We start from the raw sequence: 20,473 nt of genomic DNA, 5'->3' as shown, positions 1-20,473 counted from the left end.
CGCCCGAGTCGAAAACCTTGGCGATTCGACAGTTCGAGGGACTGGTGTCCCCGGCATTGACGCCGGGGCTCGCCCGTAGGGTGGTGGGTATGACCGCAACGGGGGCAGACCGGGACGCCGTGGGCGTCGGGAATTGGTGGTGGTGGGGGAGACGGCGGAGCGCCGTTCTCGATGGGGGGCTCGCCCTCGTGTCCGCCGTCGAGTGCGGGTTCGAAGGGGTGCGGTTCGCCGAGCAGGCCTCGCTGCCCGTGCCCGTGGGAGTGCTGTTCGGGCTGCTCGTCGGGTCCGTGCTGATCGGGCGGCGGCGGTGGCCCATCGGGGTCGTGCTCGTGTCGATCGCCGTGACGCCCGCCGAGATGGGCTTCCTCATGGGGATCGTCGGGCTCTACTCGCTCGCCGCCTCCGAGGTCCCCCGGCGCATCACCGCGCTGCTCGCCGGGATGTCGACGGTCGCCGTGTTCGTCGTGACCGTGGTGCGGATGCGGCAGGACGTCGCCCAGGCCGATGTCGGGGAGCCCGACATCGACCCGAGCGGCTGGTACGTGCCCGTCGTCTCGCTCTTCATGACGCTCGGGCTCAACGCGCCGCCGTTGCTCTTCGGCCTCTACATAGGGGCGCGCCGCCGGCTCATGGAGAGCCTGCGGGAGCGGGCGGACAGCCTGGAGCAGGAGCTGTCGCTCCTTGCGGACCGGGCGGAGCAGCGGGCGCAGTGGGCGCGGCAGGAGGAGCGCACGCGGATCGCCCGCGAGATGCACGACGTGGTGGCGCACCGGGTGTCGCTGATGGTGGTGCACGCGGCGGCGCTGCAGGCGGTGGCGCTGAAGGATCCGCAGAAGGCCGTGCGGAACGCCGCCCTGGTGGGGGACATGGGGCGGCAGGCGTTGACCGAGTTGCGGGAGATGCTGGGGGTGCTGCGGGAGGGGGCCGCTCCGGTGACCCCCGCGCCGGTGCCGCTGGCGGCCGTCGGGCGGGCCGCCGCCGCTGCCGCCGAGGCCGCCGCCGAGGACGGGCCCTCGCTGGACGCGCTGGAGGGACTCTGTGAGCAGTCCCGGCTCGCGGGGGCGGTGGTGGAGTTCGTCGTCATCGGTGACGCGCGGGCCTATCCGCCGGAGGTGGAGCGGACGGCGTACCGCGTGGTGCAGGAGGCGTTGACCAACGTCCACAAGCACGCGGCGGGTGCCGAGGTCGTGGTGCGGCTCGCGCACCGGGAGGCCGAGGTCGCGATGCAGGTGGAGAACGGTCCGTGCCCTTCGGACGCGGGCGTCGCCGACGTACGGCTGCCGAGCGGCGGGAACGGGCTCGTCGGCATGCGCGAGCGCGTGCTGAAGCTCGGCGGGGTGTTCGTCTCCGGGGCGACCGACGCGGGCGGATTCAAGGTGTCGGCGGTGCTGCCGACGGTCACCCGGCCGTGAGGCGGGTCGGCTGCGCGCCCGTGACGAGGGTCGAGAGCGCCGTGTCGATGTCCTTGCCGAGGTACCAGTCGCCCGCGTGGTCGAGGCTGTAGACCCGCCCCTCCATGTCCATGGCGAGGATCGCCTGGTGGTCGCCCTCCTCGCCGAGCGGCGCGAGCTCCGTGTCCAGGGCGCGGCCGAGGTCGGCGAGGGTGCGGGAGAGGTGGAGTCCGGCGAGCGGGTCGAAGCGGACGGCCGCGGGCGCTATCTGGCGGCCGTGGCCGGGCGCGGTGATCCGCAGGCCGCCGAACTCGGCCCAGGCCTCCACGACGGCGGGGAAGACGCTGTGCCGGTGTCCCGCGGGGGAGAGGTGGGCGCGCAGGGTGTCGGCCCATTCTTCGGCGAGCTTGATGTCCCAGCGGCCGGGCTGCCAGCCGGCCTCGCGGAGGGCGGCGTCGACGTTGACCGGGAACCGGGTGGTGCTGAGGTGGTCGGGCATGAGGGTGCGGTCAGCCGTTCTCGTCGGGCGCGGTGGGGTCGACGGTGCGGACGCCGAAGTGGGCGAGCATCGCCGTACAGGAACGGCAGGGTGCGGCGTAGCTGCCGTGCAGGGGGTCGCCGTCCTCGCGGATGTGCCGCGCGGTGAGCTTGGCGTGCTTGAGGGAGCGGCGGGCCTCGCCGGGGGTGAGCGGTTTGCGCTGGGCGCGCTTGGAGCGGGCGTTCTCGGTGGCGGTGAGGTGCCGGGAGAGCAGGATCGCCTCGGGACACCGCCCGGTGAAGCGCTCGCGCTGGCCGCTGGTGAGGGTGTCCAGGAAGTCCTGGACGAGGGCGTGCAGGGCGGGCGGCCGGTCGCCGCGGGCGGCGGTGCAGGTGAGGGCCGTCTCGCCGCGGACGGAGAGGGCTGCCCCGACGGTGGGAAGAATGCCGTCGCGGCGCTGACGCAGTAACGGCGCGCGTGTGGTGTCGGCGCTGCTGCTCCAGTTGAGGCGTGGGTCACCCTGTGTGGGTGTCGGTGCTGCGTGCATGGTGCTCGTCTTCCCCTCCTGCAATCCCCCGAGTTGCGTGGACAGCCTGCCAAATAGGGAGCCATATGGGGAAGCTGGGGCGCTGTAACGCGGCTTCGGTGTGTCGTAATCATGGTGCATCTGTCATGGCGTCGTGACAGTTGGTCACCGTCGGATCGGGCCGGTTCGGGCTCTTGTGGCAGCGCATAGGCTGTGCGGCATCAGTCAGGAGCAGCCAGCGGCTGCGGGTAGTAGCAGTCAGCGACGCCAGTGCAGGGGGCAACCGCCATGACGACAGGTCGGCTCGGGCAGGACACCGCGCCACCGAACGCGGCCTACGCCGGGCAGGTCGTGCACTTCCCGGACCCGGTCCGGGCCTCCCGGCACCCGCGAGGGGTGCGGGTGGACGAGTTCGGTCACCCGGACTTCTCGCCGTACGCGCGCGCGGCGGCCGAGATCGCCGACCCGCCGGAGGGTTTCGGCGTCGACGAGCTGCGGCTCACGGACTACGTGTCGGCGAACGCGGCGATGGCGGCGACCGGTCATGAGCTGTGGGACACGATTCCGTCGGTGGCGACGCCGCACGGCTGGACCTGGCATCACGTGGCCCGCAGTCGCCGGATGGAGCTGGTCCCGGTCGAGGTGAAGGCGTTGCTGCGCCACCACGGCGGGGTGGCGACGGCCGCCGTGGACCACGCGAAGCGGGGCACGCGCCCGTTGCAGGAGACCCGGCCGGCGCACTTCGGGCTGCCGAAGGGTCTGGTGTCGGTGTCGGAGCAGCAGCTCCAGGGCGTCGAGGAGGATCTCGGCTACCGGCTTCCGGGGGCGTACCGCTCGTTCCTGCGGGCCGCCGGCGGGTGCGCCCCGGTGGGTGCGGCGCTCGACGCGGAGCTGGGGCTCCTGGTCGACCAGCCGTTCTTCACGGTGCGCGAGGAGGCGGGGGTCAACGACCTCGTCTATGTCAACAAGTGCCTCCGTGACCATCTGACCAAGGACTACCTGGGCGTGGCGTTCGTCCAGGGCGGTCTGATCGCGCTGAAGGTGCGGGGTGAGGGGGTCGGTTCGGTGTGGTTCTGCGCGTACGACGACGCCCGGGACTCCGGCGAGGTGGCGGCGGGCTGGTCGGTGGGTGAGCGGGTGGAGCGGCTGCTGCTGCCCTGTGGTGCGGACTTCGACGCGTTCCTCCAGCGGCTCGCGGGCAATCCGCCGGAGCTGGAGACGGTGGCGAACCTGATGGTGGACGGCGGCTTCGCGCGAGCGGTGCCGGTCGTCCCGGTGGGGGAGTGAGTGGGCTGTGGTGACGTTCGCGCAGGCGCAGGAGCGCGCCGAGGAATGGATCAACGGCGACCTGCCGTCGTATCAGCACCGTGAGGTGCGGGTGCGGGAATTCGAGCTGGGGTTCGTGGTGTGGGCGGAGGACCGCGAGGGCGGTCCGACGTCGGACGGCGGGCGTCAGCGGCTGGTGATCGCCCGGGACAGCGGTGAGGCGACGCTGTGGCCGGGGCTGCCGGTGGGTGAGGTGATCCGCCGGTACGAGGAGGAGTACGGGACCTCGGAGGAGGTCCCGGCGCAGGCGGCCGTGCCGGCGGCGCGGATCGATCTGAACCAGACGTCGTTCCTGCTGAGTCCGCCGGAGTGGCTGCAGGACGCGGCGGACCGGATCGGGCTGCCGAAGCAGCCGAACGCCTCGCAGGAGAGCGGGAGTTCGGCGGCGCCGATGGACGACGCGTCGGAGCCGGTGGCGGCGGGGGAGACGGGCCCCTCGGCCTCGGTCGCCTCGTCGTCGTCCTCGTCGGAGGGTGCGGGGGTGTCCGCGGTGGCGGGTGCCGTCGCGTACGAGCCGACCGCGATGGACGGGGTTCCGGCGGAGACGCCGGGCGCGGGTGCGGCTCCGGCCCCTGCCGCGGCGGCTCCCGTTGCTCCGGTCGCGCCTCCGGCTCCGCCCGTGCCCGCCCCGGCGCCCGTTGCCGTACCCGCGCCGACTCCGCCGCCCGCGCCGAGCCCGTGGGCCGACGCCAACGCGAGTTCCGGTGGCGCGGACGGGGCGGTGCCGCTGCCCGCGACGGTCTTCGCGCCGCCGCTGTCGGGGGCGGACGACGAGGACACCCCGCTGCCGCAGGTGGGTGCCGACGCGCCGACCGCCCTGATGAAGGGCGGCAGCGCCCTGCCCCCGACCGCCGTGGCGCCCCGGCTCGACCCCTCCGCGCCGCCGCCGGGCGGTGCTCCGGCGGGTCCGCCCGCACCGGCGGCACCGTCCGCGCCTCATGCTCCCGCGCCTCCGCAGTCCGCCGGTCCCGGTGTGCCGCCGCCTCCCGCCCCCGCGCCCACGGCGCCGGGTGCCCGGGACATCGCGGACGCGGCGACCAGCAAGGCCGCGCTGCCGCCGAAGAGCGGGCGCGGTCCGGCTGCGCCCCCGCCGCCGGGGGCCCCGGGTGTCCCCGGCGGCTCGTCGGGTGCCGGTGCGTACATCCCCACCCAGCTGGTGTCGCAGCTCGGGCCCGAGGGGCCACGGCCTCCCGCGCAGCCGGGTCCGCCCGGTCCGCCGCCCGCTCCGGCCCCGCCCGGTCCGCCGACGCCGCCGCAGCCCGTGCACCACGCCGCGACGATGCTGGCGCACCCGAACCAGGGCGGTCCGGGCGCGCCTCCGCCGCCCCCGCCGCCGCCGGGTGTGCCCGGTACGCCCGCGGGCGGTATCGAGCACGCCGCGACGATGCTGGCCCACCCGGGTCAGGCCGGTCCGACGGCGCCGCAGCCTCCGGGGCCGCCGGCTCCTCCTCCGCCGCCGCTGCACGGCGGTCACGTGCCGCCGCCCGCGCCGGGTCCCGTACCCGGTCCGGTGCCCGGGGCCGTACCCCCCGCGTACGGGTATCCGCAGCCGGCGGGTCAGCCGACGGTCGGTCCCGGCTACCAGGCGGTGCTGCGCTACCGCGCGCCCGACGGTTCCGAGGCGCAGATCATCCGGCGTTCCGCGCCGGGCACCCCGCACCCGGAGTGGCAGATCCTGCACGAGCTGCGCGCGATGAACGTGCCGCCGCAGCAGGTGCTCGAACTCCACACGGAGCTGGAGTCCTGTGAGCTGCCCGGTGGTTACTGCGCGCGGATGATCCGGGAGACCTGGCCGCAGGCGCGGATCACCAGCATCGCCCCGTACGGTCGTGATCACGCGGGCCGTCAGCAGGGCATGCAGCAACTTCTCACTCATCAGGGCGAGTTGCACCAGGTCGCGGACGGTCCCGCGCGGCCGGCGCCCGTGCGGGCGCCGCTGCCGCAGGTACAGCCGGCGCCGCCGGTGCCGCCGGAGGCGATCGCGCAGGAACTGGCCGGGGCGTTCGGTCCCGGCATCCTCCGCTTCGACCAGCGCGCCGTGTCGCGGCAGGGCGTGCCGGAGCTGGTGGCGCGCACGCTGGTGTGGGCGGGTCTGCCGGCGGACTTCGGGCCGTTCTTCTGGGCGCAGCCCGCGGTGCCGGTGGTGCCGACGCTGGCCGAGCTCGCGGCGCAGCGGCAGGTCCAGCCCGCGCCGGACGCGAGTTCGTACCTGGTGCTCGGTTCGGACTTCGGCCGGGCGATCTGTGTCCAGTACGGGACCGCGCACATCGTGGCGGTGCCGGTGGAGGCCGGTCCCGGCGGGCAGTCGGTGCCGCCGCAGTTCGTGAACACCGGGCTGCCGGAGTTCACGCGTGCGATGGCGCTGCTCGGCCGGATGTGGCGGCTTCGGTTCGGGCTGAACCCGGAGCAGGCGGGCCGCTGGACGGTCGACTTCCAGGCGCAGTTGGCGATGGTGGACCCGGCGGCGCTGTCGTCGCCGGAGAACTGGTGGTCGGTGCTGCTGGAGCAGATGTGGGACGGGCTGCTGTAGAAGGTGGGCCCGGGGTTTCCCGCTGACGCCGCTGGACAGACTCTGCTGGACAGAATGTGATGAAAGGCGCTCGACGTGTATGCACGTTGGGCGCCTTTTGTCCGTTCTGATGCAGCATCCTGGACGTTCGGGGTCGGGCACAGGGAAGGGGCGCCAGGGATGAGTTTCGCTGTCGGACGGGGGCGCGGGTACCGGCCCGAGCAGGTCGACCGCCGTCTCGCCGCGCTCTCCGCGGAACGTGACGCCGCCTGGGAGCGGGCCGCACGGCTCACCGTCCTCGCCAAGGAGACGGAGGCCGAGGCGGCCCGTCTGCGGGCGGCCGTGGAGGCATTGGTGCCGCACCGGTACGAGACCCTCGGCGACCGGGCGGGGAAGATCCTGGAACTGGCGGAGCTGGAGGACGAGACCCTCGTACGGACCGCCGAGGCGGAGGCGCAGTCCCTCGCGGAGGCGGCGGAGGCGGCGGGCCGGGAGGCGGCGGAGGCGGCGCGGGCGTACGCGGAGGGCGTCCGGGCGGCGGCCGACGCGGCGGCGGGCACGACCCTGGCCACGGCGCGGGCGCGGGCCGAGGAGCTGACGACGGAGGCGCGGCGCGAGGCGGAGGAGCGGCTGGCCGGGGCGCGGGAGGTCTTCGAGGAGACCGGGCGGCGCGCGGCGGATCTCCTCGCGGAGCAGGGCGCGGAGCAGACGGCCGTACGGGAGGAGGCGGAGCGTACGGCGGAGGGCCGGGCGACCGCCCTGGACGCCCACCACGAAGGGCTGACCGCCGCGGCGGAGGCGGGGCTCGCGGAGGCGCAGCGGTCCCTGGCGGAGACCGAGGAGCAGGCCCGGCACGGCCAGGAGGACGCGGAGGCGAGAGCGGCCGCGCTGCTCGCGGAGGCGCGGATGAAGGCGGAGCGCGTCGAGCGCGAGACGGAGCGGGTGCTGCGGGAGCACGAGGAGGTCCGGGACGAGATCCACGGCCACATGGACCACATCCGCAACTCGTTGGCGGCGCTGACGGGGCGGGTGGCGGGCCCGGACTCCGAGCAGGGCCCGGACTCCGGGCAGGGGCCGGACTCCGAGCAGGGCCCGGACGCCTAGCAGGGCTAGGACTCAGGGCGAGGCCCGGAACCGAGCCCGGAACAGGACCGGGCGCGGGGTGACTTGGAGGTCCGAAGGACTCCGGAGGTGCGAAGTAGGCTCGTCGGTCATGCTGATGAAACTGACGGCGGTCAACCTCGACTGCGCCGACCCCCTGGCCCTCGCCGACTTCTACCACCGGGCCACCGGGCTCCCGCTCCACGAACGCTCGGACGGGGAGTTCGCCGGGCTCGGCGGCGGTGAGGGCGGGCTGCTGATCGGCTTCCAGCGGGTCGACGACCACCGCCCCCCGACCTGGCCGGGCCAGGACGTGCCGCAGCAGTCGCACCTCGACTTCGACGTCGACGACCTCGACGAGGCGGTGGCCCGGCTCGTCGAGTGGGGCGCGACCGTACCGGAGGCGCAGCCGTGCCCCGACCGGTGGCGGGTTGTCCTGGACCCGGCGGGGCACCCGTTCTGCCTCTCGCCCCGGAAGCGGCAGGGCGGCGTGTGACCGAGGCCGGTACCGGCGCGTCCCGCCGCGGGCGGGGGCGCGGGAACGGCGGTCAGGCGTCGTCCCCCGCCGCCTCCTTCAGGACCGGGAAGCGGCGGGGGGCCAGGGTCAGCAACACCAGGAGGGCCAGGGCCGCCGCCCCCGCCGCGCCCACGAAGACGTAGTCGACCGCCGCGTCGACCGCGCGCCGCAGACCGTCCATCGTCCCGGCCGTCAGCGAGCCGGGCGCGTCCAGGGCGCGGGCCAGTGTGTCCAGGTCGCCGCCGCCCAGGCGGGCGGCGAGCACGCCGTTCGCCACGGCGCCGAACAGGGCCGCGCCGACGCTCTGGCCGACCTGGCGGCAGAACAGCACCGACGCGGTGGTCGTGCCCCTCTCCTCGTACGGGACCGTCGACTGGACGCCGACGATCAGCGGCAGTTGGAAGAGACCGAGCGCCGCGCCCAGGAGCAGCATGATCAGTGCGGGCTGCCAGGGCTCCCCGGGGAACGGCAGGAACGGGAAGGCCAGGAGCAGCAGCAGCGCCAGGGAGATGCCGACGACGGCGGTGAGGCGGAAGCCGATCCGGCCGTAGACCCGGTTCGAGAACGCCGCGCTGATGGGCCAGCTCAGGGTCATCACCGAGAGGACGAACCCGGCCGCTATCGGCCCGAGGCCCAGGACGGACTGCGCGTACGTCGGCAGGAAGACCGTCGGGGCGACCATGAGCAGGCCAAGTGCGCCCAGGGCGAGGTTGACGGCGGATATCGTGCGGCGGCGCCAGACCCAGCCGGGGATGATCGGTTCGGCCGCGCGTCGCTCCACGAAGACCGTGACCGCGCCGAGGACGGCCGCCCCGGCCATAAGTCCGAGGGACGGGGCCGACAGCCACGGCCAGGCGACGCCACCCTGGACCAGTGCGGTCAGGAGCAGGGCTCCGGTGGCGAAGACGGCGAGCGCGCCCGCCCAGTCGATCCGGACGCGCGCGCGTGGCCGCCGGGCTGTGGCCCGCTCCGGCTCCACCAGGTGCCTGACGATCAGCCACAGCGCCACCAGGCCCACCGGCAGGTTGATCAGGAAGATCCAGCGCCAGTCCGCGTACCCCGCGAGGAGTCCGCCGGCCGCCGGTCCGGCGACCGAGGAGGCGGCCCAGACGGAGGAGAGCTTCGCCTGGATCTTGGGACGTTCCTTCAGCGGGTACAGATCGGCGGCGATCGTCTGGATCGTGCCCTGGAGCGCGCCGCCGCCGAGGCCCTGGACGACGCGGAAGGCGATGAGGGAGGCCATGTTCCAGGCGGCCGCGCAGAGCAGGGAACCGATGAGGAAGAGGACGACCCCGGCGATCAGGACCGGCTTGCGCCCGAAAGTGTCGCTGAGCTTCCCGTACACCGGCAGGGTGACCGTCACGGCGAGCAGATAGCCGGAGAACAGCCAGGAGAAGACGGCGAGTCCGCCGAGGTCGCCGACGATCTGGGGGACGGCCGTGGACACGATCGTGCCGTCGATGGCGGCAAGCCCCATGCCGAGCATGAGGGCGGCCACTACGGGACCGCGGCGGGTGGCTGGGGTGGCCGGACCGGCTGTCGCGACCCCCTTCACGTACGGCTCCGTCACCGCGGCATTCCTTTCTTCGTACACCTAAATGATCGGAGTCAGGGTCCCACCACGACCACGGGTGGAGGAACCCCTAGGGGCGCCTCCCCCATACGGGCCAGGGGCGCTTCGTCCCGGCGGAGGAGGAGAAGAGCCGTTCCGGCTCCTTAACTTGAACTTACAAACCCACCCACTGCTCCACGCCACCGCTAGGAGAAAACCGTGACCACGGCTGTGACCATCCCCAGGCACGGGGGTACTGGAGGGCGTACGGCCGTCGCCGCGCGGGCGCGTCAGGTCGTCAAGGCGTACGGCTCCGGGGAGACCCGGGTCGTCGCGCTGGACTCCGTCGACGTCGACATCGCCCGCGGACAGTTCACCGCGATCATGGGACCCTCGGGTTCCGGCAAATCGACCCTGATGCACTGCCTCGCCGGGCTCGACACCGTCACCAGCGGCGAGATCTTCCTCGACGAGACCGAGATCACCCGGCTCAAGGACAAGAAGCTCACGCAGCTGCGCCGGGACCGGATCGGCTTCATCTTCCAGGCGTTCAACCTGCTGCCGACCCTGAGCGCCATCGAGAACATCACGCTGCCGATGGACATCGCCGGCCGCAAGCCCGACGCCGAGTGGCTGCGCCGGGTCGTCGACACCGTCGGCCTCTCCGAGCGGCTCAAGCACCGTCCGAACGAGCTCTCCGGCGGCCAGCAGCAGCGTGTGGCCGTGGCCCGCGCCCTCGCCGCCCGGCCCGAGATCATCTTCGGTGACGAGCCGACCGGAAACCTGGACTCGCGGGCGGGCGCCGAGGTCCTCGGCTTCCTCCGTACCTCGGTCGACGAGCTCAGCCAGACGATCGTCATGGTCACGCACGACCCGGTCGCCGCCTCCTACGCCGACCGGGTCCTCTACCTCGCCGACGGGCGGATCGTGGACGAGATGCTCCGGCCGACCGCCGAGGCCGTCCTCGACCGCATGAAGGACTTCGACGCGCGCGGGCGGACCTCATGAGCGTCCTGAAGACCTCGCTGCGCAACTTCTTCGCGCACAAGGGACGCATGGCGCTCTCCGCCATCGCCGTCCTGCTCTCCGTCGCGTTCGTCAGCGGCACCCTCGTGTTCACCGACACCATGAACACGACGTTCGACAAGCTCTTCGCGTCGACCGCCTCCGACGTCACCGTCAGCCCCAAGGACACCGACCCCGGCGACGTGCCCCAGGGCGGCCGCCCCGAGTCCTTCCCCGCCTCGCTGGTCGAGCAGGTCCGGAAGACCGACGGCGTCCAGGCCGCGCAGGGCGCGGTCGTCTCCACCGGCGTCACCGTCGTCGACGCGAAGAACAAGAACGTCGGGCCCACCAGCGGCGCGCCGACCATCGCCGTCAACTGGAGCTCCAACGAGCTCCGTTCGGTGGAGATGGCCTCGGGCCACGAGCCGCGCGGTCCCACCGAGGTGGTCGTCGACGGCGACACCGCCGAGAAGCACGGCCTGAAGCTCGGCGACGAGCTGCGGACGATCTCCGTCGTCGGTGACTTCACCGCGAAGATCTCCGGCATCGTCGAGTTCAAGGTCACCAACCCGGGCGCCACGGTCGTCTACTTCGATACGCCCGTCGCGCAGCGCGAACTCCTCGGCAAGGAAGGCCTGTTCACCCAGATCGCGGCCGACGCCAAGCCCGGGGTCAGCGACGACATCCTCAAGGCGAACATCGCCGCCTCGATCGGCGGCGGCTACACCCTGCAGACCGCCGCCGAGTCCGCCGACGCCGGCCGCGAGGACGTCGCCGGCTTCCTCGACGTCATGAAGTACGCGATGCTCGGCTTCGCCGGAATCGCCTTCCTCGTCGGCATCTTCCTCATCGTCAACACCTTCTCGATGCTGGTCGCCCAGCGCACCCGCGAGATCGGCCTCATGCGGGCCATCGGCTCCAGCCGCAAGCAGGTGAACCGATCCGTCCTCATCGAGGCGCTGCTCCTCGGCCTCTTCGGCTCCGTCGCCGGAGTCGCCGCCGGCGTCGGACTCGCCGTCGGACTGATGAAGCTCATGTCCTCGATCGGGATGGAGCTCTCCACCGACGACCTCACCGTCACGTGGACGACCCCGGCCGTCGGCCTCGCCCTCGGCATCGTCGTCACCGTCCTCGCCGCCTACATCCCGGCCCGGCGCGCCGGGAAGATCTCCCCGATGGCCGCCCTCCGCGACGCGGGCACCCCCGCCGACGGCAGGGCCGGCCGGATCCGCGGCGGCATCGGTCTCGCCCTCACCGCCGCCGGAGCGGCCGCGCTCGTGGCGGCGGCCCGCGCCGAGGAGGCCGGCCCCGGCTCCCTCTGGCTCGGCCTCGGCGTCCTCTGCTCCCTCCTCGGCTTCGTCGTCGTCGGCCCGCTCCTCGCGGGCGGAGTCGTCCGCGCCCTGGGCGTCGTCGTCCTGCGGATCTTCGGCCCGGTCGGCCGGATGGCCGAGCGGAACGCGCTCCGCAACCCGCGCCGCACCGGCGCCACCGCCGCGGCCCTGATGATCGGCCTCGCGCTCGTCGCCGCCCTGTCGGTCGTCGGCTCCTCGATGGTCGCCTCGGCCACCGACGAGCTGGACCGGTCCGTCGGCGCCGACTTCATCGTGCAGTCCGGCACCGGGCAGCCGATCGTCCCGCAGGCCCAGGCAGCCCTGGAGAAGGCCCCGGGCCTGGACCACGTCACCGAGTACCGGTGGGTCGACGCCACCGTCACCGACACGCGCGGCAGGACCACGACGGCCGACCTGGCCGCCACCGAACCGTCGTACGTGAAGGACCTGCGCCGGGAGACCACCGCCGGCACCCTCACCGACGCGTACGGCAAGGGCGCGATGTCGGTCGGCAGCGACTACGCCGCCGAGCACGGGGTGAAGGTCGGCGACGTGCTGACCCTCGCCTTCAAGGGCGGCGAGAAGGCGAAGCTGAAGGTCGCGGCGATCACCGCGGACACCGGCCAGGTCGACAAGGGGGCGATGTACATCAACGTCGCCACCCTCGCCGAGTACGTCCCCGCCGACCGCATGCCGCAGAGCCTGCTCCTGCTCGCCAGCGCGAAGGACGGCCAGGAGACCGAGGCCTACCAGGCCCTCAAGGACGCGCTCGCGCCGTACCCGCAGTACAAGGTGAGCAACCAGGCCGACTACAAGGAACAGCTCCAGGACCAGGTCGGACAGCTGCTCAACATCGTGTACGGGCTCCTCGCCCTGGCGATCGTCGTCGCGATCCTGGGAGTCGTGAACACCCTGGCGCTGTCGGTCGTCGAGCGGACCCGGGAGATCGGCCTCATGCGGGCCATCGGCCTCTCCCGCCGCCAGCTGCGCCGCATGATCCGCCTGGAGTCGGTGGTGATCGCCCTGTTCGGCGCGCTGCTCGGCCTCGGCCTGGGCATGGGCTGGGGCACGGCCGCCCAGAAGCTCCTCGCCCTGGAGGGCCTCGGGGTCCTGGAGATCCCCTGGCCGACGATCCTGACGGTCTTCATCGGCTCGGCCTTCGTGGGGCTGTTCGCGGCGCTGGTCCCCGCCTTCCGGGCGGGCCGGATGAACGTCCTGAACGCGATCGCGAGCGAGTAGTACGAGCGGGCGCGGCCCGCGCGGCCGAGGTGGCGGGTGCGGTCGTCCGCCCTCACGGGGGTGGGGCGGACGACCGTACGCGCGGCCGCGCGACGGGCCCGGTGGGTCGTGTTACGGGAGCGGGTGTCTGTGGCGCGTCGTACGCTGGACACCCCGGCCCGTGCGACGTGTCGGGCTGTTCGCGTTGCCCGCCCCCGTCACCCCTCGGGATGGAAAGCTTCATGAGCCTGCACGGTCTGCTCGATGTCGTCGTCAAGGACGCGGCCCTCGCCGAGGCGGTGAAGGCCGCCGCCGACGGGAACCGCCCGCACGTGGATCTGGTCGGTCCCGCGGCCGCCCGGCCCTTCGCCGTCGCCGCGCTCGCCCGGGACTCGGGGCGGCCGGTGCTCGCGGTGACCGCGACCGGGCGGGAGGCCGAGGACCTCGCCGCCGCGCTGCGGTCCCTGCTCGACCCGGACCGGGTCGTCGAGTACCCCTCCTGGGAGACCCTGCCGCACGAGCGGCTCTCGCCCCGCTCCGACACCGTCGGCCGCCGTCTCGCCGTCCTGCGCCGCCTCGCGCATCCGCGGGACGACGACCCGGCGGCCGGCCCGGTGAGCGTCGTCGTCGCCCCCATCCGCTCCGTGCTCCAGCCGCAGGTCAAGGGCCTCGGAGACCTGGAGCCGGTGGCGCTGAGGAGCGGGCAGACGGCCGACCTGAACGAGATCGTGGAGGGCCTGGCGGCCGCCGCGTACTCCCGGGTGGAGCTGGTCGAGAAGCGCGGCGAGTTCGCCGTGCGCGGCGGCATCCTGGACGTCTTCCCGCCGACCGAGGAGCACCCGCTCCGGATCGAGTTCTGGGGCGACGACGTCGAGGAGATCCGGTACTTCAAGGTCGCCGACCAGCGGTCCCTCGAAGTGGCCGAGCACGGGCTCTGGGCGCCGCCGTGCCGCGAGCTGCTGCTCACCGCGGACGTACGGGAGCGGGCGGCGGCGCTCGCCGAGGAGCACCCGGAGCTGGGCGAGCTCCTCAACAAGATCGCGGAGGGGATCGCCGTCGAGGGCATGGAGTCCCTCGCTCCGGTCCTCGTCGACGACATGGAGCTGCTGCTCGACGTCCTCCCGAAGGGCGCCATGGCCGTGGTCTGCGACCCGGAGCGGGTGCGGACCCGGGCCTCGGACCTGGTGGCGACGTCGCAGGAGTTCCTCCAGGCGTCCTGGGCGGCCACCGCAGGCGGCGGCGAGGCTCCGATCGATGTCGGCGCGGCCTCCCTGTGGGGGATCGCGGACGTCCGGGACCGGGCGCGCGAGCTGGGGATGTCCTGGTGGTCGGTGTCGCCGTTCGCGGCGGACGCGACGGCCGACGGCGGCGACGGGGACACTCTCGCGCTCGGGATGCACGCCCCGGAGTCGTACCGCGGCGACACGGCGCGCGCGCTGGCCGACACCAAGGGCTGGCTGGCCGACGGCTGGCGCACGGTCTACGTCACGGAGGCCCACGGCCCCGCGACGCGTACGGTCGAGGTCCTCGGCGGCGAGGGCATCGCGGCCCGTCTCGACGCGGACCTGACGGAGATCTCCCCTTCGGTCGTGCACGTGTCGACCGGCTCCATCGACTACGGCTTCGTCGACGCGGCCCTCAAGCTCGCCGTCCTCACCGAGACCGACCTGTCCGGCCAGAAGGCGGCCGGCAAGGACGGCCAGCGGATGCCGGCCAAGCGCCGCAAGACCATCGACCCGCTGACCCTGGAGGTCGGCGACTACATCGTGCACGAGCAGCACGGTGTCGGCCGGTACGTGGAGATGGTCCAGCGGACCGTGCAGGGCGCGACCCGTGAGTACCTCCTCGTCGAGTACGCCCCCGCCAAGCGCGGCCAGCCCGGCGACCGGCTGTACATCCCGACCGACCAGCTGGAGCAGGTCACCAAGTACGTGGGCGGCGAGGCCCCGACCCTGCACCGGCTCGGCGGCGCGGACTGGACCAAGACGAAGGCGCGCGCGAAGAAGGCCGTCAAGGAGATCGCGGCCGACCTCATCAAGTTGTACTCGGCGCGGATGGCGGCCCCCGGGCACGCCTTCGCCCCGGACACCCCGTGGCAGCGCGAGCTGGAGGACGCCTTCCCGTACGCGGAGACGCCCGACCAGCTGTCCACCATCGCCGAGGTGAAGGAGGACATGGAGAAGACCGTGCCCATGGACCGCCTGATCTGCGGCGACGTGGGCTACGGCAAGACGGAGATCGCGGTCCGCGCGGCCTTCAAGGCGGTGCAGGACGGCAAGCAGGTCGCGGTCCTCGTGCCGACGACGCTGCTCGTGCAGCAGCACTTCGGGACCTTCTCCGAGCGGTACTCCCAGTTCCCGGTGAAGGTCCGGGCGCTGTCCCGTTTCCAGACCGACACGGAGGCGAAGGCCACCCTGGAGGGCATGCGGGAGGGCTCGGTCGACGTCGTCATCGGCACCCACCGCCTGTTCGCCTCCGAGACGAAGTTCAAGGACCTGGGCCTGGTCATCGTCGACGAGGAGCAGCGCTTCGGCGTCGAGCACAAGGAGCAGCTGAAGAAGCTCCGTGCCAACGTCGACGTGCTGACCATGTCGGCGACCCCCATTCCCCGTACGCTCGAAATGGCGGTCACCGGCATCCGCGAGATGTCGACCATCACCACCCCGCCGGAGGAGCGCCACCCCGTCCTCACCTTCGTGGGCCCGTACGAGGAGAAGCAGATCGGCGCCGCGATCCGGCGTGAACTGCTGCGCGAGGGCCAGGTCTTCTACATCCACAACCGGGTCGACTCGATCGACCGGGCGGCTGCGCGGCTGCGCGAGATCGTCCCCGAGGCGCGGATCGCGACGGCTCACGGCCAGATGTCCGAATCGGCCCTTGAACAGGTCGTCGTCGACTTCTGGGAGAAGAAGTTCGACGTCCTCGTCTCGACGACCATCGTCGAATCGGGCATCGACATCTCCAACGCCAACACCCTGATCGTCGAGCGCGGCGACAACTTCGGTCTCTCGCAGCTCCACCAGCTGCGCGGCCGTGTCGGCCGTGGCCGGGAGCGCGGCTACGCGTACTTCCTGTACCCGCCGGAGAAGCCGCTCACCGAGACCGCGCACGAGCGGCTCGCGACGATCGCCCAGCACACCGAGATGGGTGCGGGCATGTACGTGGCGATGAAGGACCTGGAGATCCGCGGCGCGGGCAACCTGCTCGGCGGCGAGCAGTCCGGCCACATCGCGGGCGTCGGCTTCGACCTGTACGTCCGGATGGTCGGCGAGGCGGTCGCGGACTACCGGGCGCAGATGGAGGGCGGGGTGGAGGAGGAGGCCCCGCTGGAGGTCAAGATCGAGCTCCCGGTCGACGCCCACATGCCGCACGACTACGCACCGGGCGAGCGGCTCCGTCTCCAGGCGTACCGCTCGATCGCCTCGGCGAACTCGGAGGAGGACATCAGGGCGGTCCGCGAGGAACTCACCGACCGCTACGGCAAGTTGCCGGAGCCGGTGGAGAACCTCCTCCTGGTGGCGGGCCTGCGCATGCTGGCGCGCGCGTGCGGCGTCGGCGAGATCGTCCTCCAGGGTCCCAACATCCGGTTCGCGCCGGTGGAACTGCGCGAGTCGCAGGAGCTCCGCCTGAAGCGGCTCTACCCGCGAACCGTCATCAAGCCGGCCGTCCACCAGATCCTGGTGCCGCGCCCCACGTCGGGCAAGATCGGCGGAAAGCCGGTGGTGGGCCGCGAACTGCTCGCGTGGACCGGGGAGTTCCTGACGACGATCCTGGGGTCGTAGAGGACGCGGGCCGGGGTGTGCGGCCGGAGTGCGGGACCGGGGCGCGCGGGCCGGTCTCCGCGCACCCCGGCCGGCGACTACAGCTCGTCGAGGTCCAGTGCCTCGGCCATCGCGCGGTAGCCCGCGTCGTTCGGGTGGAGGGCGTCGCCCGAGTCGTAGGCCGGGAGGATGCGGTCCGGGTCCGTCGGGTCGGCGACCGCGTGGTCGAGGTCGACGATCGCGTCGTACGCGCCCGAGGTGCGGACCCAGGTGTTGAAGGCGTCGCGCTTGGCCTCGTTGGCCGGGGTGTCGTAGAAGGAGCCCTTGACCGGGGTCAGGGTCGCGCCGATCACCTTCAGCCCCTTGGCGTGGGCCTGGCGGATCAGGGTGCGGTGGCCCTTGATCAGTTCGGTGACGGAGACGTCGGGGGTGGGCGCGGCGGGGAAGTTCACCGTGCTGCCGCCGATGTCGTTGATGCCTTCGAGGAGGACGACCGTGCGGACGCCCCGCTCGTTCAGGACGTCCTCCCGGAAGCGGGTCAGGGCCTTCTCGCCCGCCCAGGTCGTGTCGTTGACGACCTGGTTGCCCGCGATCCCGTGGTTGAGGACCGCGCGCGGCCGGCCGGCGGCGGCAAGGCGCTCGGCGAGCTCGTCCGGGTAGCGGTTGTCCGCGTCCGTCGCGGAGCCCACGCCGTCGGTGATCGAGTCGCCGAAGGTGACGATGCCGTCGCGGCGGGCGGTGTCACGGCCGCCCGTGACCTCGACGCCCGACAGGTAGTACGAGGACGTGCTCGTCTCCGTGAAGGCGGAGCCGGACAGGTCCGCGCGGTGGTCGCCGTCGGCCCGGTAGGCGGTGGCGCCTGCGAAGTGGTGGAAGGTGGCGGGGCCGGTCTCGCCCGCCAGGTACAGGGTGACGGTCAGGGACTCGAAGGCCTTGACCGGGAGCGGCGCACCGTCGCTGAGGAGGGTCCCGCCGACCGGGACGGTGGCGGACGCACGTCCGTCGAAGCGGAGGGTGCGGACCGAACCGGGCTGCAGCGCGCCGCCCTTGGACGTGCGGGCGACGGTCGCGCCGGTGATGCGCAGCGGGGTGGTGCCGTAACGGTTGCTCAGCTCGATCCGGGCCCGCGTGCCGGAGGCCGTGACGCGGACGACCTGTCGCACGGTGTGGTTGTCGAAGCCCTGCTCCGACCAGTTGGGGCCGAGTGGCGCGGTCGGTGCCTGCGGGGAGGCGGCCCAGGCGCCGCGCCAGGGCGATCCGGATCCCGCGTGGTCGGGGGTGGCGAGGGCGGTGGGGGCTAAGGCGAGGGTCGCCGTGGTGAGCAGGGCTAGGGCGGTGCGACGGAGGGTGTTCGTGGTTCTCATGTTCTCCGTCAATTGCTGACCGACGCGGGCTATTCCCGCTTCCCCTCCTGATCCGGCGGGAGTTGGCCGGTGAAGAGCAGGCCGGTCAGGGAGCGGAAGTACTCCTCGGGGTCGCGGTCGCCCAGTGCCCCCGTCACGTTGTGGGTGAGGAGCAGCGTCGCGAAACCGTGGGCCAGCGACCAGGCGGCGATGCCCGCCGTGCGGGCGTCGGGGACGTCCGCCAGGCCGGCGACGCCGGCGCGGAGTTCGACGGAGGCGCGTTCCCTGGCGGCGAGCAGGTCCGGGTCGTCGGCGCGCAGCAGCTCCGGCTGGAACATGACCTGGAAGTGGGCGGGGTGCTCGACCGCGAACCGCACGTACCGCACTCCGCGTTCGCGCAGTTCGGGGGCGGAGGCGAGGGCCTCGGCGAGGAGCGCGTACCCCTCGGCCGCGAGGGCGGTGAGGAGCCCGGTGCGGTCCTTGAAGTGGTGGGCGGGCGCGGCGTGCGAGACGCCCGCGCGGCGCGCGAGGTCGCGCAGGCTGAGCGCGCCGGGGCCCTCGGCGGCGATGACGTCGAGGGCGGCGTCGAGGACGGCCTGCCGCAGGCCGCCGTGGTGGTAGGAGCTTCGGCTCGTACGCGTCATGGGAGGAGCCTAGCCGCAATCTAGGCATTGACAAGTTCAGAGGGGCGGGGCACTGTCTAGTCAGTGACTAGATGGTGCCCGAGTGAAGAGGAGCCCGCCGTGGAATCCGGACGCGTACGTCAGATGTGGCACCTGCTCGAACCCCTGCACGCCCTGCTCTACTACGCCCCCGAGGCCTTCGACGAGGCCGCCGCCCTCGGCTACGACACCTCCGAGCGCTGGCCCGCCTACTTCGCCTGGCGCGCCGCACCCCTCGGCCCCGTGGACCCGGGCCGGGTGGCGGACACCTTCTACAGCTTCAGCCCCGCGATGATCGCCCGGTACGTCCCCGCCGCCTGGGAGACCGCCGCCCCGGCCGAGGTCCTCGCCGCGCGGCTCCGGGCCGTCGACCGCACCTACCGGGCCGTCCTGGGCGAGGAGCTCCTCACGAGCCCCGAACTCGCCGAGGCCGCCGCCCTCGCCCGCACCGCCGCCGACGGCGCGACGGCGGCCTCCGAGCTCCTCGTCTCCCGCCCGCTCGCCGCCGCCAACGCCGCCCTGCCCCGGCCCGAGGCCCCGCACCTGGTCCTCTGGCAGTCCGCGACGATCCTGCGCGAGCACCGGGGCGACGGTCACCTCGGCGCCCTCGTCGACGCGGGGCTCGACCCGGTCGAGTCGCTCGTCTCCTTCGCCGCGGTCGGCGCCGCGCCGGAGCCCGTCTTCGAGAGCCGCGGCTGGAGCGGCGAGGAATGGGCGGCGGCGCGCACCCGCCTCACCGCCCGCGGCCTCCTGACCGCCGACGGGGGTGCCACCGAGGCGGGCCGGACCCTGCGCGCCGAGGTCGAGCGACGCACGGACGAACTCGCCGCCGCCCCCTGGGCCGGCCTCGGCCCGGACGGCACCGCCCGCCTCGCGGAACTGCTCGGCGGCCCCTGGCTGGCCGCGATCGGCTCCGGCCTGCTGCCCTCGGAGAACACCCTGGGCATCGGCAAGGTCTGAGGGAGCAGGGGTGGCCGGGGTCCTCCCCGCGGCGGGCCCGTGCGGCCTAGGATTCCCGGATGCTTGCAGAGCGGACGTTTCGAACGACCCTGGCCTCGTCGGCGCTTGCCGTCGCCGCGCTCATCGCCACCGCCTGTTCACCCGGAGCCGACGGTCCGGGATCCGGCGGTGGCGCGGGCGGCGAGCCGGGCGCGCGGGGAACCGCTCTCGCCGCCGTGGAGACGCTCACGGTGAAGGGGCGGGCGCCGAAGACCGGTTTCGAGCGGGAGAAGTTCGGGCGTGCCTGGGCGGACGTCGACGGCAACGGCTGCGGGACCCGGGACGACATACTCAAGCGCGACCTGACCGGCGTCCGGTTCACCGACGGGCGCTGCAAGGTCGCCTCCGGCACGCTCACCGACGACCCGTACACCGGGACCACCGTCCGCTTCGTCCGCGGGCGCAGCAAGGTCGACATCGACCATGTCGTCGCGCTCTCCGACGCCTGGCAGAAGGGCGCGGGCGCGTGGGACGCGGAGACCCGGCGCCGGTTCGCCAACGACCCGCTCAACCTGCTCGCCGTCGACGCCTCCACCAACCGCCGCAAGTCCGACGGCGACGCTGCGACCTGGCTGCCGCCGAACAAGGCGTACCGCTGCACGTACGTGGCGCGGCAGATCGCCGTGAAGAAGAAGTACGGCGTGTGGGTGACGGGCGGTGAGCGGGACGCGATGAGGCGGGTCCTCGCCGGCTGCCCGCAGCAGAAACTTCCGTAGCGCCCGCGAGGGGACGGAAAACCCGTTGGCGAGGGAGC

The 20,473-nt window shown here is 73.2% G+C and carries 15 protein-coding genes; 10 read left to right on the top strand and 5 right to left on the bottom strand.

Annotated elements, in window-relative coordinates:
- Positions 1-89 precede the first annotated feature (89 nt).
- Entirely contained in the window at positions 90-1,412 is a 1,323-nt protein-coding gene (locus tag IF00_RS0106910) for a sensor histidine kinase (RefSeq protein WP_030315363.1), read from the top strand.
- Here IF00_RS0106910 and IF00_RS0106905 read toward each other — a convergent pair.
- Together IF00_RS0106905 and IF00_RS0106900 are read right to left on the bottom strand one after the other, a co-directional pair.
- Positions 1,399-1,890: an SUKH-3 domain-containing protein gene (locus IF00_RS0106905; RefSeq protein ID WP_030315362.1), complete on the bottom strand. Its 492-nt coding sequence runs from the start codon at positions 1,888-1,890 to the stop codon at positions 1,399-1,401. The two genes, IF00_RS0106910 and IF00_RS0106905, sit on opposite strands and share 14 nt — an antisense overlap.
- Positions 1,891-1,900: 10 nt before the next feature.
- A complete protein-coding gene (locus IF00_RS0106900) occupies positions 1,901-2,416 on the bottom strand; it encodes a YwqJ-related putative deaminase (RefSeq protein WP_030315360.1) in 516 nt (171 codons plus the stop codon).
- A gap of 267 nt (positions 2,417-2,683) precedes the next feature.
- Here IF00_RS0106900 and IF00_RS0106895 point away from each other — a divergent pair, with 267 nt between their 5' ends.
- From IF00_RS0106895 to IF00_RS0106880, 4 genes are all read left to right on the top strand, one after another.
- Positions 2,684-3,682 carry an SMI1/KNR4 family protein gene (locus tag IF00_RS0106895; RefSeq protein WP_030315356.1) on the top strand — a complete coding sequence of 333 codons (999 nt, stop codon included), beginning with the start codon at positions 2,684-2,686 and terminating at the stop codon, positions 3,680-3,682.
- 7 nt (positions 3,683-3,689) lie between these two features.
- Positions 3,690-6,251: an SUKH-4 family immunity protein gene (locus tag IF00_RS0106890; RefSeq protein ID WP_030315355.1), complete on the top strand. Its 2,562-nt coding sequence runs from the start codon at positions 3,690-3,692 to the stop codon at positions 6,249-6,251.
- Positions 6,252-6,410: 159 nt separating this feature from the next.
- Entirely contained in the window at positions 6,411-7,334 is a 924-nt protein-coding gene (locus tag IF00_RS0106885) for a hypothetical protein (RefSeq protein ID WP_030315353.1), read from the top strand.
- Positions 7,335-7,443: 109 nt separating this feature from the next.
- Positions 7,444-7,827 (top strand): VOC family protein, encoded by a 384-nt coding sequence (locus IF00_RS0106880; RefSeq protein ID WP_030315351.1) that lies wholly within the window; start codon positions 7,444-7,446, stop codon positions 7,825-7,827.
- Positions 7,828-7,879: 52 nt separating this feature from the next.
- Here the strand turns inward: IF00_RS0106880 and IF00_RS0106875 are convergent, their stop codons facing one another.
- Positions 7,880-9,418, bottom strand: a complete 1,539-nt coding sequence (locus IF00_RS0106875) for an MFS transporter (protein WP_030315349.1) — start codon at positions 9,416-9,418, stop codon at positions 7,880-7,882.
- A 201-nt stretch (positions 9,419-9,619) separates the two neighbouring features.
- Between IF00_RS0106875 and IF00_RS0106870 the strand changes: the two genes are divergently transcribed.
- The 3 genes from IF00_RS0106870 (at position 9,620) to mfd (ending at position 16,736) form a co-directional block, all read left to right on the top strand.
- A complete protein-coding gene (locus IF00_RS0106870; protein WP_030315347.1) occupies positions 9,620-10,408 on the top strand; it encodes an ABC transporter ATP-binding protein in 789 nt (262 codons plus the stop codon).
- Positions 10,405-12,975, top strand: a complete 2,571-nt coding sequence (locus tag IF00_RS0106865; protein ID WP_030315345.1) for an ABC transporter permease — start codon at positions 10,405-10,407, stop codon at positions 12,973-12,975. The genes IF00_RS0106870 and IF00_RS0106865 overlap by 4 nt, the downstream gene beginning before the upstream one ends.
- Before the next feature lie 221 nt (positions 12,976-13,196).
- On the top strand, positions 13,197-16,736 hold the full coding sequence (mfd, locus tag IF00_RS0106860; protein WP_030315344.1) for a transcription-repair coupling factor: 3,540 nt from the start codon (positions 13,197-13,199) through the stop codon (positions 16,734-16,736).
- Positions 16,737-16,813: 77 nt separating this feature from the next.
- Here mfd and IF00_RS0106855 read toward each other — a convergent pair whose 3' ends face one another.
- Together IF00_RS0106855 and IF00_RS0106850 are read right to left on the bottom strand one after the other, a co-directional pair.
- Complete coding sequence (locus IF00_RS0106855) at positions 16,814-18,079, bottom strand: SGNH/GDSL hydrolase family protein (RefSeq protein WP_030315341.1); 1,266 nt, start codon at positions 18,077-18,079, stop codon at positions 16,814-16,816.
- A 29-nt stretch (positions 18,080-18,108) separates the two neighbouring features.
- Positions 18,109-18,702 (bottom strand): TetR/AcrR family transcriptional regulator, encoded by a 594-nt coding sequence (locus tag IF00_RS0106850; RefSeq protein ID WP_030315338.1) that lies wholly within the window; start codon positions 18,700-18,702, stop codon positions 18,109-18,111.
- A gap of 123 nt (positions 18,703-18,825) precedes the next feature.
- Between IF00_RS0106850 and IF00_RS0106845 the strand changes: the two genes are divergently transcribed.
- Positions 18,826-19,680: an SCO6745 family protein gene (locus tag IF00_RS0106845; protein WP_037637682.1), complete on the top strand. Its 855-nt coding sequence runs from the start codon at positions 18,826-18,828 to the stop codon at positions 19,678-19,680.
- 59 nt (positions 19,681-19,739) lie between these two features.
- Complete coding sequence (locus IF00_RS0106840) at positions 19,740-20,435, top strand: HNH endonuclease family protein (RefSeq protein WP_030315335.1); 696 nt, start codon at positions 19,740-19,742, stop codon at positions 20,433-20,435.
- Positions 20,436-20,473 lie beyond the last annotated feature (38 nt).

Source organism: Streptomyces flavochromogenes, from assembly GCF_000717595.1.
GTDB classification, from domain to species: domain Bacteria; phylum Actinomycetota; class Actinomycetes; order Streptomycetales; family Streptomycetaceae; genus Streptomyces; species Streptomyces flavochromogenes.
This window is presented reverse-complemented; position numbering and strand designations above follow the sequence as displayed.

Coding starts and splice junctions, on each gene's coding strand:
- IF00_RS0106850 (WP_030315338.1), bottom strand. CDS start 18,702: ATGACGCGTACGAGCCGAAGCTCCTACCACCACGGCGGCCTGCGGCAG.
- IF00_RS0106845 (WP_037637682.1), top strand. CDS start 18,826: ATGTGGCACCTGCTCGAACCCCTGCACGCCCTGCTCTACTACGCCCCC.
- IF00_RS0106855 (WP_030315341.1), bottom strand. CDS start 18,079: ATGAGAACCACGAACACCCTCCGTCGCACCGCCCTAGCCCTGCTCACC.
- IF00_RS0106865 (WP_030315345.1), top strand. CDS start 10,405: ATGAGCGTCCTGAAGACCTCGCTGCGCAACTTCTTCGCGCACAAGGGA.
- mfd (WP_030315344.1), top strand. CDS start 13,197: ATGAGCCTGCACGGTCTGCTCGATGTCGTCGTCAAGGACGCGGCCCTC.
- IF00_RS0106840 (WP_030315335.1), top strand. CDS start 19,740: ATGCTTGCAGAGCGGACGTTTCGAACGACCCTGGCCTCGTCGGCGCTT.
- IF00_RS0106905 (WP_030315362.1), bottom strand. CDS start 1,890: ATGCCCGACCACCTCAGCACCACCCGGTTCCCGGTCAACGTCGACGCC.
- IF00_RS0106880 (WP_030315351.1), top strand. CDS start 7,444: ATGCTGATGAAACTGACGGCGGTCAACCTCGACTGCGCCGACCCCCTG.
- IF00_RS0106900 (WP_030315360.1), bottom strand. CDS start 2,416: ATGCACGCAGCACCGACACCCACACAGGGTGACCCACGCCTCAACTGG.
- IF00_RS0106885 (WP_030315353.1), top strand. CDS start 6,411: ATGAGTTTCGCTGTCGGACGGGGGCGCGGGTACCGGCCCGAGCAGGTC.
- IF00_RS0106910 (WP_030315363.1), top strand. CDS start 90: ATGACCGCAACGGGGGCAGACCGGGACGCCGTGGGCGTCGGGAATTGG.
- IF00_RS0106895 (WP_030315356.1), top strand. CDS start 2,684: ATGACGACAGGTCGGCTCGGGCAGGACACCGCGCCACCGAACGCGGCC.